This is a genomic window from Leucobacter japonicus (genome assembly GCF_001273855.1).
In the GTDB taxonomy this organism is placed as follows: Bacteria; Actinomycetota; Actinomycetes; order Actinomycetales; family Microbacteriaceae; genus Leucobacter; species Leucobacter japonicus.
Genome location: NZ_JHBX01000104.1, coordinates 1 through 15,315, shown reverse-complemented (window position 1 = coordinate 15,315; position 15,315 = coordinate 1). Strand labels below are relative to the sequence as shown.

Sequence of the window (15,315 nt, the reverse complement as noted above, 5' to 3'; positions counted from 1 at the left end):
GTGCCACACTGGAATCTCCCGACGAAGGAGCAGGTGCTGAGATGGCTGCGACCCCCGCCGCGCCGCCGAGATTCGGCGTCGAAGAAGAGTACCTGCTGCTCGACGCGCAGACCGGTGCGCCCCGCGATGCCGTCGACGAGATGATCGCCGCGCTGCCGGGTCGGCTCGCGGAGCACGAGTACTTTCACTGCCAGCTGGAGACCGCGACGCCGGTATGCGATTCGAACGCGCAGGCGCTGAACGCCCTGAGCGAGTTCCGGGTCGCCGCGGCCGACGCCGCTGACAACGTGGGCGTTGTGCTCGCGGGGTCCGGTCTGCCTCCGCTCGGGGGCGAACGGCACGGTACGCGAGTCGGCAAGCAGCGCTACCACGACATCGAGTCGGCGATGCGCGGCATGGTGACGCGGTACTACTCGACGGGCACCCACGTGCATGTCGAGGTGCCTTCGAGAGACGCCGGCGTGGGTGCGATCGCGCGCATCGCACCGTGGTCGCCGATACTCGTCGCGCTGACCGCGAATTCGCCGATCTGGCTCGGTGAGGAGACCGGCTACGCCGACTGGCGGTTCATGTCGATTCAGCAGTGGCCGACCTCGGGGTACCCGCCGAAGTTCGACGACGCGGCCGAATACGATCGCGTCGTTTCCGGTCTGGTGCGCTCGGGTGCCCTGCTCGACGGAGGGCTCGTGAACTGGCTCGTGCGGCTCTCCGACAAGTATCCGACGATCGAGGCTCGCCTCGCCGATTCCCAGTTGACCGCGGGCGACGCGGTCGCCTACGGCCTGCTCTTCCGAGCCCTGGTCGCTCGGGCGTTGCGCGAGTATGAGCTCGGCGCGGTGGTCGAAGAACCGCAGCGCGATCACCTGCGCGGCGCCCACTGGGTTGCGGCGCGCAACGGGCTCGAGTCGGTGCTGGTTGATCCGGCTTCCGGCGATCCGCGACCGGCCTTCGACGTCGTCGATGCCTTGCTCGACCATGTGGCACCCGAACTCGAACGCGCGGGCGACCTCGCACTGGTGACAGCCTTCGTCGAACGTCGGAAGCAGGGCGGTGGCGCGCGGGCACAACTCGAGCATTGGCGCTCCGGCGGCATCAGCGCGCTCCTGGGGTTGTACCGCGGCGCGCATCGCGAACCGTGAACAGGCGGGCGAACCGGCCCGTTGGGTGGGTCGTTGCGGCCGACGGTGCCGAGGCCGTGCTGCACGTGCGGGCGCTCGCGTTGCCGTTCGGCGTTTTCGTTGCGCTGCTGGTCGGCACCATCGTGTGTGCGGGAACCGCGGCAGTCGCGTTGCTCATCGCACTCACCGGCACTGAGCGAGACTGGCTGCCGCGCTGGCAGGTGGTGTGGATCTCTGCGGTGATCGGCATCGCAGCATTCTTCATGCTGGCCGCCGTGCTCCGCGTGAGTGCCGGCACGCTGTACCTGAGAGTCACGCCCCACGGGCTCACGGCCGCGCTCGGTTCACGAGACATCGACCTGCCCTGGAGTGCGGTCACTCGGCTGATGCTGCGATCCGGCACCGACTATGCCCGCGTGCAGATCGCCGGCGCTGCCCGCCCATTGACGGCCCTCATCGGGGCAGCCGCGCTCGTCGGCTACCGTGCGGGTATCGAAGATGTCAGCCCTCCCGAGTGCGTGCTCACCTGGTACGCGGCGGCGGGATTGCGCAACCGGGCCGACCCGGGGCGTCACCCCGGCATGCTCGATCTGCAGCGAGGCGACGCGTAACGCTCGGCACGATGCAAGCCGAGTCGGGTACGCTCTGAGCATTCGGGACCGCGAGGAGGGGGTCGTGATGTCTCACACCTGGCAGGCGCTGCGGCGCGGGGAATCGGCGCTGGAGCGGCGGCGTCTGCTCGAACGCGCGCACGAACGGTTCGTGGCAGATCGAGGAATCGTGCTCGACTCGGACGGCCGGGCGCAGTTCGCACAGGCCACCGCGGTGCGCCCCCTCGTGCTGGAGTCCTGGCTCAGAGCGCAGCACCACACCGTCGACCCCGACCGCGTGCCCGACCGCCCGGCGATCGATGCCGACGCGCTCGTTGATCTGCAACGGACGCACCCGATCGGCGAGGCGCTGCCGGTGGTGCGCCGCCTGCTGCTCGAGGAGGCGAGCGAGTCGGGATTCATCGTCGCGCTCGGCGACGCGTCCGGTCGGCTGCTCTGGGTCGACGGAGACGCGCGACTGCGCACCCGTGCGGAAGAGATGGGATTTCGTGCGGGCATGGACTGGTCCGAGCGAGCTGTCGGCACGAGCGCTCCCGGGAGCGCGCTCGCGCTCGACCACGCCCTGCAGGTGCTCGGTGCCGAGCACTACTCGCGCGCGGTGCACCCGTGGAGCTGTACCGCGGCGCCGGTGCACGACCCGGTGAGCGGCGCCATCATCGGCGTCATCGACGTGACGGGCGGCGACGGCGCCGCGTCTCCGCACCTGATGCCGCTCATGGATGCGACGGTGGCCGCCGTCGAGGCCGAGTTGCAGCTTGCGTCGCTCAGGCGGCGCATGGAGCAGGATCGCGGCGCACGCACGAGTCCCCGCCGTTCCCGCGCGCCACTCGCCTCCTCAGGACCCGCGCCGCGCCTCGTCGTGCTCGGTCGCGATCCCGCCGTGCTCGAGTGCGGAGGCCGTGCTCTGCCCGTCGCGGGTCGGCACGCCGAGATTCTGCTCGCCCTGGCGGCGTCACCGCGCGGGCTCGGGGCTGCTGCCCTCGCCCGGCAGATCTACGGGCACGACGGAGCAGAGGGCACGCTCCGCCCGGAAATGGTGCGACTGCGCAAGTGGCTCGAGCAGCACGATACGGGTCTCGCACTCGTCTCGCGGCCCTACCGGCTCGAGCCCGGCGTGCGGGTCGATGCCACCGAGAGCCTCGAAGCACTCGGTCGCGGCGCTCACCGCTTGGCGCTCGCGGCCTACGAAGGTCCGGTGCTTCCCGCCTCCAGCGCGCCCGTCGTCGAGGAGCTGCGGGCATCGGTCGATGCGACCCTGCGGGAGTCCATGCTGCAGTCGGCTGCCCCTGACGCACTGTTCGCCTATGCGCAGAACTGGGCATCCGACGATGTGCAGGTCTGGGAGACCCTGTTGCAGGTGCTGCCGCCGATGTCGCCCAAGCGCGCCCGCGTCGTCGCCCGACTCGAACAGCTCGGATAACCGCCGCGAAACACGCGCGCAACGTGCGTGCAACGTCCGCAGACGTACCGTCGTCGCAACCGATCCTCACCGAGTGATCGGCACCGACAACGACGTCAGAGGAGATGCACCATGACCGTGTACGCAGCACCCGGGCACCCGGATTCGCTCGTGACCTTCAAATCGCGCTACGAGCACTACATCGGCGGCGAGTGGGTGGCGCCGGTGAAAGGCCAGTACTTCGAGAACATCACGCCCGTGACGGGCAAAGCATTCTGCGAGGTGGCCCGCGGCACCGCCGAAGACATCGAGGCGGCGCTCGATGCGGCCCACGCCGCAGCACCAGCGTGGGGGCGTACGAGCCCCGCAGAACGTGCTGTGATCCTGAACCGCATTGCGGATCGCATCGAGCAGAACCTCGAGGCCATCGCGGTCGCCGAGACCTGGGACAACGGCAAGGCCGTCCGGGAAACGCTGAACGCCGACATTCCGCTCGCCATCGATCACTTCCGCTACTTTGCCGGCGCGATCCGCGCGCAAGAGGGTGGGGTCTCGCAGATCGACGAGGATCTCGTCGCGTATCACTTCCACGAGCCGCTGGGCGTCGTCGGCCAGATCATCCCCTGGAACTTCCCCATCTTGATGGCGGTCTGGAAGCTCGCCCCCGCATTGGCCGCGGGCAACGCCATCGTGCTGAAGCCCGCGGAGCAGACGCCCACGTCGATCCTGTTCCTGTTCGAACTCATCGGCGACCTGTTGCCCGCCGGCGTCGTGAACATCGTGAACGGGTTCGGTGCCGAAGCCGGCAAGCCGCTCGCATCGAACCCGCGCATCCGCAAGATCGCCTTCACCGGTGAGACGACCACCGGTCGCCTCATCATGCAGTACGCCTCCGACAACATCATCCCGGTCACCCTCGAGCTCGGCGGCAAGAGCCCGAACATCTTCTTCGAGGACGTGCGCGCCCAAGACGACGCGTACTGGGATAAAGCCCAAGAGGGATTCACGATGTTCGCGCTGAACCAGGGAGAGGTGTGCACCTGCCCATCGCGCGCGCTCATTCAGGAGTCGATCGCGGGCGACTTCCTCGACGCGGTCGTCGAGCGCACCGAGCGGATCACTCGCGGCAACCCGCTCGACACCGACACGATGGTCGGTGCACAGGCATCGAACGACCAGTTCGAGAAGATCAAGTCGTATCTCGACATCGGCCGTCAGGAGGGCGCGCAGGTGTTGACCGGCGGCGGCGTCGAAGATCTCGGCGGCGAGTTCTCGGGCGGGTACTACATACAGCCGACCATCTTCCGCGGAGACAACTCGATGCGCATCTTCCAGGAGGAGATCTTCGGGCCCGTCGTCTCGGCCACGACGTTCACGGACTTCGACGACGCGATCCGCATCGCGAACGACACCCTGTACGGCCTTGGCGCCGGCGTCTGGAGCCGCAACGGCACCACCGCGTACCGCGCCGGCCGCGCGATCCAGGCGGGCCGCGTCTGGGTGAACAACTACCACGCCTACCCGGCGCACGCCGCGTTCGGCGGCTACAAGTCGAGCGGCATCGGTCGTGAGAACCACCTGATGATGCTCGACCACTACCAGCAGACGAAGAATCTGCTCGTGAGCTACCGCGAGACGGCCGATGGCTTCTTCTAAGCCGACGAGCCACTCCGCATCCGCACTGAGAAAGGACACCGCACGATGAGTACGACGCTTCCGATTCAGACCACCGCACGATCGGCCGATGGCCGCACAGATGGCGCAAAGATGCGTGGGGCATCCGTGCCCGCCTTCGGCGCCCGCCTCGATGTCGAGGCGCTGGAGATCCCGACGCCCGGGCCGGGCCAGGCGCTCGTTCGCGTGTTGACCACGGGGGTCTGCCACACTGACCTGCACGCCGTTGAGGGGGATTGGCCCGTGCAGCCGAGCCCCCCGTTCGTCCCCGGACACGAAGGCGTCGGCATCGTCGAAGCGATCGGTGAGGGCGTGACGAACGTCGCGGTCGGCGACCTCGTGGGCAATGCGTGGCTCTGGTCCGCCTGCGGTCACTGCGAATTCTGCCGCACCGGGTGGGAGACGCTCTGCGAGCAGCAGCAGAACGGCGGCTACTCCGTCGACGGCTCGTTCGCCGAGTACATGCTCGTCGACGCCGCCTACGCTGCGGTGGTGCCGGCCGGTTCCGACCCCGTCGAGGTCGCACCGGTGCTCTGCGCCGGGGTGACGGTCTACAAAGGGCTGAAGGTGACGGGGGTGCGGCCCGGGCAGTGGGTCGTCATCTCGGGAATCGGTGGGCTCGGGCACATCGCCGTGCAATACGCCGTGGCGATGGGCATGCGCGTCGCCGCGGTCGACATTTCCGACGAGAAGCTTGCGCTCGCGCAGCGCCACGGAGCCGAGGTCGTCGTGAACGCTCGCGAGACCGATCCAGTGGCCGAGATCCAGCGACTCACCGGCGGCACGCACGGGGTGCTCGTCACGGCCGTTCACCCCTCCGCCTTCGGGCAGGCGATCGGCATGACCCGCCGCGGCGGCACCATTGTCTTCAACGGTCTGCCGCCGGGAGACTTCCCCGCCCCGATCTTCGACATCGTGCTCAAGGGCCTCACCATCCGCGGCTCGATCGTGGGCACGCGGCAAGACATGATCGAGGCGCTCGACTTCTATGCGCGCGGCCTGATCCACCCGACCGTCGCCGAGCGCCCGCTCGAGGACGTCAATGAGGTGCTCGACGAGATGCGCGCCGGCAAAATCGATGGTCGCGTCGTGCTCCGCCTCGCGGCGGCGTGAGACCGGATGGGCCCCGAGGCGCACTGTCGCGGGGCCCATCCCCACACCCGGCGTAGGCTGGGGAGCAGCAGCGGCAGTGCGGCCGCGGAGAGGAACGCGCTCATGAGTGCTCCAGAAACAGTTTCGTCGCCGACGGACATCGGTGACGCGTGTACCTTGTCCGGGTCGCCGGCGGCTCCCGCCCCCGCGGGTACGGCGGAGATTCCCGGCACCGTCCCAGCGCGACCCGAGGTCGCGGGGGAGTCGGAGAGCCGACTCGCCTTCACACCGGACGCACTGCACCTGATCGAACAGTTGTGGGCGATGCACGGGCCGCTCATGTTCCACCAGTCAGGCGGTTGCTGCGACGGCAGCTCGCCGATGTGCTACCAGCGCGGCGAGTTTCGCACGGGTGATCAAGACGTGCTGCTCGGCACGCTCGAACTGCCCGCTGCGGCTGCGGAAGCCGCTGCGGGAGGCGATCCCGCACCTGAATCGCGAGAGATTGGCTTCTGGATGTCGCGCGAACAATTCGGCGTCTGGGCACACACCCACCTCACCGTCGACGCGGTGCCCGGGCGCGGCAGCGGGTTCTCCCTCGAAGCGCCGGAAGGTCGTCGCTTCTTGATCCGTTCACGGCTGCTGTGATCGGCCCGCGCCGCGACCTGCGACAATAGACGGTGTGGATCCCAACAAGCTCAACCATGATCGCGCCCCCGAGAGCACGCCGCTGATCAAGACCCGGCCCGCCGCGGCCGGTGCGGCGTCGCGCCCGCAGGTGCGCCCGAAGGCCGAGGGTTGGAAGCAGATCGCCGGCCCCGACGGCCGCCCGACGCTGCAGTTCGCCTCACCCCGCGTGAAGCAGCCCGCCACGCACCTCGCTGACCTGACACTCGAAGAGCGCGAGGCGAAGGTCGTCGAGATGGGCGTGCCCAAGTTCCGTGCGAAGCAGATCTCGAAGCACTACTTCGAGCATCGCACCACCGACCCCGAGCAGATGACCGATTTGCCGAAGGACCGCCGCGAGGAGCTCGCCGAGGCCTTCTTTCCGCCGCTGCTCACCGAGGTGAAGCGCCTCGTCACCGACGACGGCGACACCATCAAGTTCCTGTGGCGCCTGTTCGACGGCGCGCTCGTCGAGTCGGTGCTCATGCGCTACCCGGGTCGTATCACCCTGTGCGTCTCCAGCCAGTGCGGCTGCGGCATGAACTGCCCGTTCTGCGCCACCGGCCAGGCCGGCCTGACGCGCAACATGTCGACGGCCGAGATTCTCGACCAGATCGTGCAGGCTAACCGTGTCATCGCCGAGGGCGGCCTTGGCCGCAAGCGCCGCGAGGGCAACGGTGCCGAACCCGAGCGTGTCAACAACATCGTCTTCATGGGCATGGGTGAGCCGCTCGCCAATTACAAGCGCGTGATGAACGCGGTGCACCGCATGATCGCACCGTCGCCCGAGGGTCTCGGCATGTCGGCTCGCGGCATCACGGTGTCGACGGTGGGGCTCGCCCCCGCCATCCGCAAGCTCGCGGACGAGAACATCCCCATCACGTTCGCGCTGTCGCTCCACGCCCCCGACGACCAGCTGCGCGACGACCTGATCCCGGTGAACAGCCGATGGAAGGTCGAGGAGGTGCTCGACGCGGCGTACCACTACTACGAGACGACGGGTCGACGCGTCTCGATCGAGTATGCACTCATCAAAGACATGAACGACCACGCGTGGCGCGCCGACCTGCTCGCCGAGAAACTCAATGCGCGCGGCCGCGGCTGGGTGCACGTGAACCCGATCCCGCTGAACCCGACGCCGGGTTCCATCTGGACGTCGTCGACCCGTGAGGTCACGCGCGAGTTCGTCGACCGGTTGAATGCTGCCGGCATCCCGACGACGCTGCGCGACACTCGCGGCAAGGAGATCGACGGCGCCTGCGGTCAGCTGGTCGCGACGGAGCAGGACAAGGCCGAAGCCGAAGCCTTCGCCGCCGCCGGCTAATCGCCCCGGTCAGCGCCCGAGCGCTGCGACCAGCAGGTCGACGTCGTCGGTCGTGTTCCAGAGATGGAAAGCGACGCGGGCGTTCCCGGCGCGGCCTGAAGCCACGATGTCGGCGCGCGTCATCGCCGCGAGGTCACGCCCGTCGGGGTCTGCCCAAGTGACGATCGCCGAGGGGCCAGTGACGCCCGGGTCGTGCGCGGCTCCAGCGATCCCGAGCCGCTCACGCGCCAGCGACGCCAGGCCGATCGCGTGCGCGTGCGCCGTTGCCGGGTCGATGCCGACCATCGTGTCGAGCGCGGCCACGGTGCCGCCGATGACTGGCCACGCGGGGGAGGGGTCGAATCGTCCGGCGCCTGCGGCGAGGGGCGTGTGCCCGGCGTAGCACGAAGACCACGGATCATCTGCCGAGCACCATCCCGCGGCGAGCGGCACCAGGTCGTCGTCGAGGCCCTCGCGGACGGTGAGAAACGCGGAGCCGCGCGGAGCATTCAGCCACTTGTACGCGTGGCAGATGGTGAAATCGAAGTCTCCCGCGTCGACAGGGAGCCAGCCGAGCGCCTGGGTGAGATCGACGCACGTACGCGCGCCGGCCGATGCCGCAGCGCGGGCGATCGACGAGGAGTCCGCGATCGATCCGCACGCGGATTGCACGTGCGACCACGCGACGAGGTCAGTCGTCGGGCGCACCGAGGCGGCGAGTTCGGTGAGCGGAGCGTAACGCACCCGCACACCGCGACGGGCCAGCTGTTCGAACGGGTGCGTGAGCGAGGCGAAGTCGCCGGCGACGCAGAGCACCTCCCCGCCGTCGGGCACGGCCGTCGCGACGATCGATGCGAACTGAGAGGCTTGAGTGCCCACGGCAACCCGGTGGGCGGGCACCCCGGCGAGTCGCCCGTAAAGCGCACGGCACTGCTCGACCTGCTCGCTGATCGTGTCGGCGCGCATGCGCCCCGACGCCCACACATCCACGAATGCGCGCACCGCGTCGGTCGTGACGTGTGCGGGGAGGCCGGCGGTGCACGCCGACAGGTATCCGGGAACGCGGGGGAACTGCGCCTGCACGTCGGCGAATGCGGGTTGGGAAGTCATCACGCCAGGCTAGAAGAGTGCAAGGCATAATGAAATGGAATCATTCTTATGTTTTGCTTCGCTTAACGTTATGTCTCGTGTACACTGCTCTCATGAGTACGACGCGCACTGCCGATCCGCTCGGGTCGATCGATTCGACCGAGCTTCGCATTCTCCATGCACTCGCCACTACAGGTTCGCTCACGGCCGCGGCGCAGAGCCTCGGGCTGAGCCAGCCCGCGGTGAGCCAGCGCATCAAGCGCGTGGAGACCCGCTTGGCCGTGCCGCTCATCGAGCGCAACGGCCGCGGAATCCGACTGACGACCGCGGGCCGCATCCTCGCGGATCACGGGCGAACCGTCGTCACCGAAATCGATGCGGCGTTGGCGGCGATCGACGATTTGCGCGGGGAACGTGCCGGCACCCTGCGCCTCGTCGGATTCCCGAGCGCGAGCGCAACCGTCGTTCCCACCCTCATGCGTCAGCTCGCGATCGAAGCGCCCGACGTGGCGCTGCAGTACCGGGAAGCCGAACCGCCGGCGGCCACGGCAATGCTGCGCGACGGCGAGGTCGACTGCGCCCTCATCTTCGACTACGAGGGTGCGGCAGAACTTCCGGCGGGCAGCGCGTTCCTGCCGCTGTGGCGCGAAGAGGTGCACCTGGTCGCCTCTGACGAGCGAGCGGCGGGCGAATCGACCGCACGCCTCGGTGACTTCTCTGCGGAGCACTGGATCGCCGGATGCGAGAAGTGCCGTGGCCACCTGCTCGCTGCAGCCGCCGACGCCGGCTTCGAGCCCGACATCATTCAGGAGACCGACAACGTGCCCGCGATGCTCGCGATGGCCGCGGCCGGTGGCGCGGTCGCGCTGGTTCCGGGCCTGGCACTGGCTGCAGCGCGCATCCTGCCCGAAGACGCGCGCGCCCTGCCGCTCGACCCGCCGCGATACCGCACGATCGGGCTGGTGTCGATGTCGACCGCCAACGAGAGCCCGCAGGTGCGGCTCGCCAAGCGTCTGCTCGCCGCGGTCGACGGGTCGGCCTGGCATCTCGAAGCAGTCGGTCAGCCTGTCTAGGGTGATCGCGCCGCACCGCGTGCAGCGCCGCACGGTCGCGGTGCTCGCAGCCGCCACGGTGCTCGGCGGCCTCGGGGTGGGCGCATCGTTGTCGGCAGGGGCACTGCTGATCTCCGAGGTCACCGGCAATCCGGCACTCTCGGGGTTCGGGTCGACGATGAACGCCGTGGGGGCTGCCCTCGCGGGGATTCCGTTGGCCCGCCTCGCGGCTCGCCGCGGGCGTCGGGTGGCGCTCGCCTCAGGCAATTTAGGCGCTGTCGCCGGTGCGGCGCTCGTCATCATCGCGGCTGGCGCGGAGCTCGGCGGGCTGCTGTTTGTTGGCCTCGCGGTGCTCGGCATCGCGGCCGCTGTGCAACTGCAAGCGCGGTTCGCCGCGACCGACCTTGCGAGCCCGGCGCAGCGCGCACGCGACCTGTCACTCGTCGTGTGGTCGATCACCGTCGGCGCGGTCATCGGACCGAATCTGATCGGCCCGGGTGAGTCCATCGGGCATGCGCTGGGTCTGCATCCGCTCTCGGGGATTTTCCTGTTCACGATCGTCGCGCAGCTCGCGGCGGGGCTCGTCGTCTGGGGTGGTCTGCGACCGGACCCACTGCTTGAAGCGCGGCGCCGCGCGGCAGTCGACGTCGGCCGTGACACCGCCCTCGGGGGTGCGCTCACGGCACCGTCGCGCACCGTGCCGCCGATCGCGCCCGGTGCGCGTACGGCTCAGATCCTCGCCATCGCCGCCGTGGCGATTGGTCATGCGGTCATGGTGGGCATCATGGCGATGACGCCGTTGCACCTGACGCACCACGGCGGCAGCATCGAGCTCGTCGGCATCACGATCAGTCTGCACATCGCCGGCATGTACGCACTGTCGCCCCTGGTCGGCCTGGCCGCTGGGCGCTTCGGTGCCGTGCCCGTGGTGCTCGCAGGTTTCGCGATGCTCGCCCTCGCGGCGATCGGCACCGCACTCGGCGGCGAGTCCGTGCCCGCCGTGCAGATTTCACTGGTGCTGCTCGGCCTCGGGTGGAGCCTGGTGACGGTCGCGGGCGCGGCGCTGGTCACCGCACTCACTCCCGCAGTCGATCGACCGGCGCGCCAAGGGCAGGCCGATACCGCGATGAACGCGGCGGGCGCGCTCTTCGGCGCCGTATCTGGTGTGCTCTTCGCGACCGGAGGATTCCCCGTGCTCTCGAGCGTCGCGGCGGTGCTCATCGGTGCGGGCGTCGTGTGCACCGTTCGCCTGCGGGAGCCCGCACGACGCTAGAATGACGTTGATGTCACACACCGAGAGCCCCCAGTTTTCCACTGCGACCGGAGCCGATGTCCGCGTTCGCTTCTGCCCGTCGCCGACCGGTACGCCGCACGTCGGCATGGTGCGCACCGCACTCTTCAACTGGGCGTACGCCCGGCACACCGGCGGCACCTTCGTCTTCCGCATCGAAGACACTGATGCCGCACGCGACAGTGAAGAAAGCTACGGCCAGATCATCGATTCGCTGCGGTGGCTGGGGCTCGACTGGGACGAGGGCATCGATATTGGTGGCCCGAACGGTCCGTACCGTCAGTCGCAGCGTGGTGACATTTACCAGGGGGTAATCGCCCAGCTCCGCGAGGGCGGGTACCTCTACGAAAGCTACTCCACTGCCGAAGAGATCGATGCGCGCAACATCGCCGCGGGTCGCCCGAAGCAGCTCGGGTACGACAACTTCGATCGCGACCTCACCGACGAGCAGCGTGCCGCCTTCCGTGCCGAGGGCCGCGAGCCCGCCCTGCGGTTCCGCGTGCCCGACACCGATTTGTCGTTCACCGATCTCGTGCGCGGCGACATCACCTTCCCTGCGGGCTCCACCATCGACTTCGTCGTCGTGCGCCCTAACGGTGCTCCGCTGTACACGCTGGTGAATCCGGTCGACGACGCGCTCATGGGCATCACGCACGTGCTCCGCGGCGAAGATCTGCTCTCGTCCACGCCGCGACAGATCGCGCTGCACCGCGCACTGGTCGAGCTCGGCATCGCCCAGGCGATCCCGCAGTTCGGCCACCTTCCCTACGTGCTGGGCGAGGGCAACAAGAAGCTCTCGAAGCGCGACCCCGAGTCGAACCTGCTGCATCACCGCTCGCGCGGCTTCATCCCTGAGGGGCTGCTCAACTACTTGTCTCTGCTGGGCTGGTCGCTGGCGCCGGATCGCGACGTCTTCTCCAGCGACGAGATGGTGGCGGCGTTCGACGTCGCCAACGTCAACCCCAATCCGGCCCGCTTCGATCAGAAGAAGGCCGACTCGATCAACGCCGACCAGATCCGACTGCTGTCGGAGGAGGACTTCGGCCAGCGGATTCTGCCCTACCTCATCGCTGGGGGCGCACTGCAGATCGAACCCACGGAGGCGCAGCGGGAGATCATCCGGCGCGCCGTGCCGCTGGTGCAGAGCCGTGTGACCGTGCTCTCCGACGTCGTCGGAATGCTCGGATTCCTGTTCACGACGACCGAGCATCTCGCCTACGAAGACGACGCGCTCACCTCGCTCAAAGACGATGCACCGCAGGTGCTCGCCGCCAGCATCGCGGCGCTCGATCCCATCGCCGAAGACGAGTGGTCGACGGAACGCATCCAGCAGGCCTTGCAGTCGGCCCTCATTGACGGGCTTGGCATCAAGCCCCGCCTCGCTTTCGGCCCACTGCGAGTCGCGGCCTCCGGGCGTCGCGTTTCGCCGCCGCTGTTCGAGTCGTTCGAACTGCTCGGGCGAGATGAGTCGCTGGCGCGCTTGCGCCGTCTGGAAGCCCAGCTCGCGAGCTGATTCCGAACACGCGGAGCGGGAGTATGACGACGACTGAAGCACCGATCGGTGTGGCAATCATCGGGGGAGGCCCGGCGGGGCTGTCCGCAGGGCTGCAACTCGTGCGTGCGAATCGACGCATCGCGATTATCGACAGCAATCGCCCTCGACATTCGGCGACGCTGCAATCGCACGGTTTTTTGACACGTGATGGTGCGTCACCGCTCGAACTCCGACGACTCGGCCGTGAGGAATTCACGGCCTACCCGACCGCGCTCTATGCGCAGGCAATCGTGCGAGAGGTCGTTCCGCTCGACGAGGCTGATGCGCGTGCCGCAGGTTTCCCCGACGGAATCGGGTTCACGGTCCGCGCTGCCGGAATTCGCGGCGCCGCCGACGTCGAGTACACGGCGCGTCGGGTACTCATCGCCGCCGGGCTGACGGAAGAGCTACCAGCGCTTCCCATGATCCGCGCCTACTACGGCACCGCACTGCATAGTTGCGTCGAATGCGATGGGTTCGAGAAGACCGATAAGCCATTGGCGCTCATCGGAGAGACGACCGATGTCTTCGCGCGAGCGTTGCTGATCAGCCGCTTCAGCTCTGATCTCATCGTGTTCACCAACGGGGCCGACACCGTGCGCTCCGAACAAGAAGCGCAGCTCGGTCGCATCGGTATCCGTGTCGAGCGACGTCCGATCGACGATATCGTCGGCGAACGCGCGGAGATGACCGGAGTGCGACTCGCCGACGGCACCGTGATTCCGCGCGTCGGCGGGTTTGTGCGGCCGCGGTGGCATGCCCCATTAGAGTTCCTCGGCAATCTCGATATCGCTCGAGACGGGTGGGGGCTGCTCGAAGTCGACGATCGCGGTGAGTCGTCGATCCGAGGAATCTACGGCGTCGGTGATATCGTGCCGCCGGGTCCGCAGCAGTTGATCATCGCTGCGGGCGGTGGCGCTCGAGTCGCTGCCAAGCTGAACCTCGACATGATTCGCGGCGCGCTCGGCGTCGGTCGCGTCGACGAATAGCGAACGTCACGCGCTGATGTTCGCCCGACAGGCGCCGCACTCGGCCGCTGTCGGGCGAACTGACCGCATCACTTAACCTTGCGACGCGTACCGGGCCGCCGCTTGCCGCGCGAACTCCACCCCGTACTGCTGTCCGAGCACCTCGTCGCGCAGCTCGGAAAAGGTACCGTCGATGATGCTCGTTCGAATGCGCTCGACGAGACGCACGATGAACCGCTCGTTGTGAATCGTCGCCAGTGTCGAACCGAGCATCTCCTTCGCTTTGAAGAGGTGGTGCAAGTACGCGGCGGTGTAGTTCTCGCAGGTGTAGCAGTCGCATTCCGCGTCGAGTGGTTCGAAGCTGCGGCGTTGACCCGCCGACTTCGCGTTGATGCGGCCGCGCGACGAGTACATTGTGCCGCCTCGCGCCTGGCGCGACGGGGCGACGCAGTCGAAGGTATCTGCACCGGCAGCGATCCCGGCGAACAGATCATCCGGTTCCGAAATGCCGAGCAGGTGTCGCGGCTTCGACTCGGGGAGCTCATCGGAGACCCAGCCGACGATCGTGCCGAGCTCGCTCTTCTCGAGTGCGCCGCCGATACCGAAACCGTCGAATTGCTGTTCCGTCGCGTCGGCTCCAGTCAGGCGAGCGAGCCCGGACGCCGCTTGACGACGCAGATCTTCGTATTGCGCCCCCTGCACGACGCCGAAGAGTGCCTGGTAGGGGCGGTGCGTGCGAGATGAGGTCTGACGCGCGTGCTCGTCCAGGCAACGGACTGCCCAGCGCTCGGTGCGCGCGACGGAATCCTCTTGATAGGCGCGCGTGTTGAGCAGGGTCGTGCACTCGTCGAACGCAAAAATGATGTCAGCGCCGAGCTCGTGCTGAATGCGCATCGAGACCTCGGGGGTGAAGCGATGCTCGTCGCCGTTCAAGAATGACTTGAACGTGACGCCGTCTTCATCGACGTGCGCCAGGCGTTCTTTGTTCTTGGCGATGACCTCGGCATCGGAGTGCATCGTTTCACTCATCGAGATCACCTTCTTGAACCCGACGCCGAGCGACATCACTTGGAATCCCCCTGAGTCGGTGAACGTCGGCCCATCCCAGTTCATGAACTTGCCGAGACCGCCCGCTTCGTCGACGAGGTCGCTGCCCGGCTGCAAGAACAGGTGGTACGCGTTGGCGAGCACGGCCTGGCCACCAAGCTCGGTCACTGTTGCAGGGAGCAGCGACTTGACCGTCGCCTTCGTGCCCACCGGGATGAACGCGGGCGTTTGGATGTCGCCGTGCGGGGTGTGGATCGTGCCGGCACGCCCCAGGGGGGAGCCGTCGCTTCCGGTAGCGCCCCCGGATTCGAGTCGATGCTCGACCGTGAAGCTGAAGTCTGCGGGGGAGGGGAGCGCCGAAGCGATGGAGGGGTCATTCACCCGTCCATCTAAGCACCCGCGAACGCCATGCGATTGGGGAAACGGGAGCCTACGCATCGGTGGTGCGTGGGTTTCGGGTGTGCGGCGCGC

The 15,315-nt window shown here is 68.0% G+C and carries 13 protein-coding genes; 11 read left to right on the top strand and 2 right to left on the bottom strand.

Annotation, left to right across the window (positions count from 1 at the left end):
- The first annotated feature begins 41 nt into the window (after positions 1-41).
- The 7 genes from AMS67_RS04615 (at position 42) to rlmN (ending at position 7,884) form a co-directional block, all read left to right on the top strand.
- Positions 42-1,139: a carboxylate-amine ligase gene (locus AMS67_RS04615; RefSeq protein ID WP_053386324.1), complete on the top strand. Its 1,098-nt coding sequence runs from the start codon at positions 42-44 to the stop codon at positions 1,137-1,139.
- A complete protein-coding gene (locus AMS67_RS04610; protein ID WP_053386323.1) occupies positions 1,136-1,729 on the top strand; it encodes a hypothetical protein in 594 nt (197 codons plus the stop codon). Before AMS67_RS04615 ends, AMS67_RS04610 begins: the two co-directional genes overlap by 4 nt.
- Before the next feature lie 67 nt (positions 1,730-1,796).
- Positions 1,797-3,149: a sigma-54-dependent transcriptional regulator family protein gene (locus AMS67_RS04605; RefSeq protein ID WP_053386322.1), complete on the top strand. Its 1,353-nt coding sequence runs from the start codon at positions 1,797-1,799 to the stop codon at positions 3,147-3,149.
- Positions 3,150-3,260: 111 nt separating this feature from the next.
- A complete protein-coding gene (exaC, locus tag AMS67_RS04600; protein WP_053386321.1) occupies positions 3,261-4,784 on the top strand; it encodes an acetaldehyde dehydrogenase ExaC in 1,524 nt (507 codons plus the stop codon).
- Positions 4,785-4,895: 111 nt separating this feature from the next.
- A complete protein-coding gene (adhP, locus tag AMS67_RS04595) occupies positions 4,896-5,915 on the top strand; it encodes an alcohol dehydrogenase AdhP (protein WP_053386699.1) in 1,020 nt (339 codons plus the stop codon).
- A gap of 102 nt (positions 5,916-6,017) precedes the next feature.
- On the top strand, positions 6,018-6,542 hold the full coding sequence (locus tag AMS67_RS04590; protein ID WP_082305298.1) for a DUF779 domain-containing protein: 525 nt from the start codon (positions 6,018-6,020) through the stop codon (positions 6,540-6,542).
- Between the two features lie 34 nt (positions 6,543-6,576).
- Positions 6,577-7,884 (top strand): dual-specificity RNA methyltransferase RlmN, encoded by a 1,308-nt coding sequence (gene rlmN / locus AMS67_RS04585; protein WP_053386320.1) that lies wholly within the window; start codon positions 6,577-6,579, stop codon positions 7,882-7,884.
- Between the two features lie 9 nt (positions 7,885-7,893).
- Here the strand turns inward: rlmN and AMS67_RS04580 are convergent, their stop codons facing one another.
- Positions 7,894-8,973 (bottom strand): aminotransferase class V-fold PLP-dependent enzyme, encoded by a 1,080-nt coding sequence (locus AMS67_RS04580; protein ID WP_053386319.1) that lies wholly within the window; start codon positions 8,971-8,973, stop codon positions 7,894-7,896.
- A 92-nt stretch (positions 8,974-9,065) separates the two neighbouring features.
- Here AMS67_RS04580 and AMS67_RS04575 point away from each other — a divergent pair, with 92 nt between their 5' ends.
- The 4 genes from AMS67_RS04575 to AMS67_RS04560 are packed head-to-tail and all read left to right on the top strand — an operon-like array spanning position 9,066 to position 13,818.
- On the top strand, positions 9,066-10,025 hold the full coding sequence (locus tag AMS67_RS04575) for a LysR family transcriptional regulator (RefSeq protein WP_053352437.1): 960 nt from the start codon (positions 9,066-9,068) through the stop codon (positions 10,023-10,025).
- A 1-nt stretch (position 10,026) separates the two neighbouring features.
- The gene (locus AMS67_RS04570; protein ID WP_053386318.1) at positions 10,027-11,277 is read left to right on the top strand and encodes an MFS transporter; all 1,251 of its coding nucleotides are present in this window, start codon (positions 10,027-10,029) and stop codon (positions 11,275-11,277) included.
- 10 nt (positions 11,278-11,287) lie between these two features.
- Positions 11,288-12,808, top strand: a complete 1,521-nt coding sequence (gene gltX, locus AMS67_RS04565) for a glutamate--tRNA ligase (protein ID WP_053386697.1) — start codon at positions 11,288-11,290, stop codon at positions 12,806-12,808.
- 23 nt (positions 12,809-12,831) lie between these two features.
- On the top strand, positions 12,832-13,818 hold the full coding sequence (locus tag AMS67_RS04560; RefSeq protein ID WP_053386317.1) for an NAD(P)/FAD-dependent oxidoreductase: 987 nt from the start codon (positions 12,832-12,834) through the stop codon (positions 13,816-13,818).
- 72 nt (positions 13,819-13,890) lie between these two features.
- On the opposite strand, the gene tgt is transcribed toward AMS67_RS04560, so the two are convergent.
- A complete protein-coding gene (gene tgt / locus AMS67_RS04555) occupies positions 13,891-15,225 on the bottom strand; it encodes a tRNA guanosine(34) transglycosylase Tgt (protein WP_053386316.1) in 1,335 nt (444 codons plus the stop codon).
- Positions 15,226-15,315 lie beyond the last annotated feature (90 nt).

Bases quoted from the DNA above. Each gene is read 5' to 3' on its own strand.
- adhP (WP_053386699.1), top strand. From the start codon at position 4,896: ATGCGTGGGGCATCCGTGCCCGCCTTCGGCGCCCGCCTCGATGTCGAG.
- AMS67_RS04615 (WP_053386324.1), top strand. From the start codon at position 42: ATGGCTGCGACCCCCGCCGCGCCGCCGAGATTCGGCGTCGAAGAAGAG.
- AMS67_RS04560 (WP_053386317.1), top strand. From the start codon at position 12,832: ATGACGACGACTGAAGCACCGATCGGTGTGGCAATCATCGGGGGAGGC.
- gltX (WP_053386697.1), top strand. From the start codon at position 11,288: ATGTCACACACCGAGAGCCCCCAGTTTTCCACTGCGACCGGAGCCGAT.
- exaC (WP_053386321.1), top strand. From the start codon at position 3,261: ATGACCGTGTACGCAGCACCCGGGCACCCGGATTCGCTCGTGACCTTC.
- AMS67_RS04575 (WP_053352437.1), top strand. From the start codon at position 9,066: ATGAGTACGACGCGCACTGCCGATCCGCTCGGGTCGATCGATTCGACC.
- AMS67_RS04590 (WP_082305298.1), top strand. From the start codon at position 6,018: ATGAGTGCTCCAGAAACAGTTTCGTCGCCGACGGACATCGGTGACGCG.
- AMS67_RS04580 (WP_053386319.1), bottom strand. From the start codon at position 8,973: ATGACTTCCCAACCCGCATTCGCCGACGTGCAGGCGCAGTTCCCCCGC.
- AMS67_RS04605 (WP_053386322.1), top strand. From the start codon at position 1,797: ATGTCTCACACCTGGCAGGCGCTGCGGCGCGGGGAATCGGCGCTGGAG.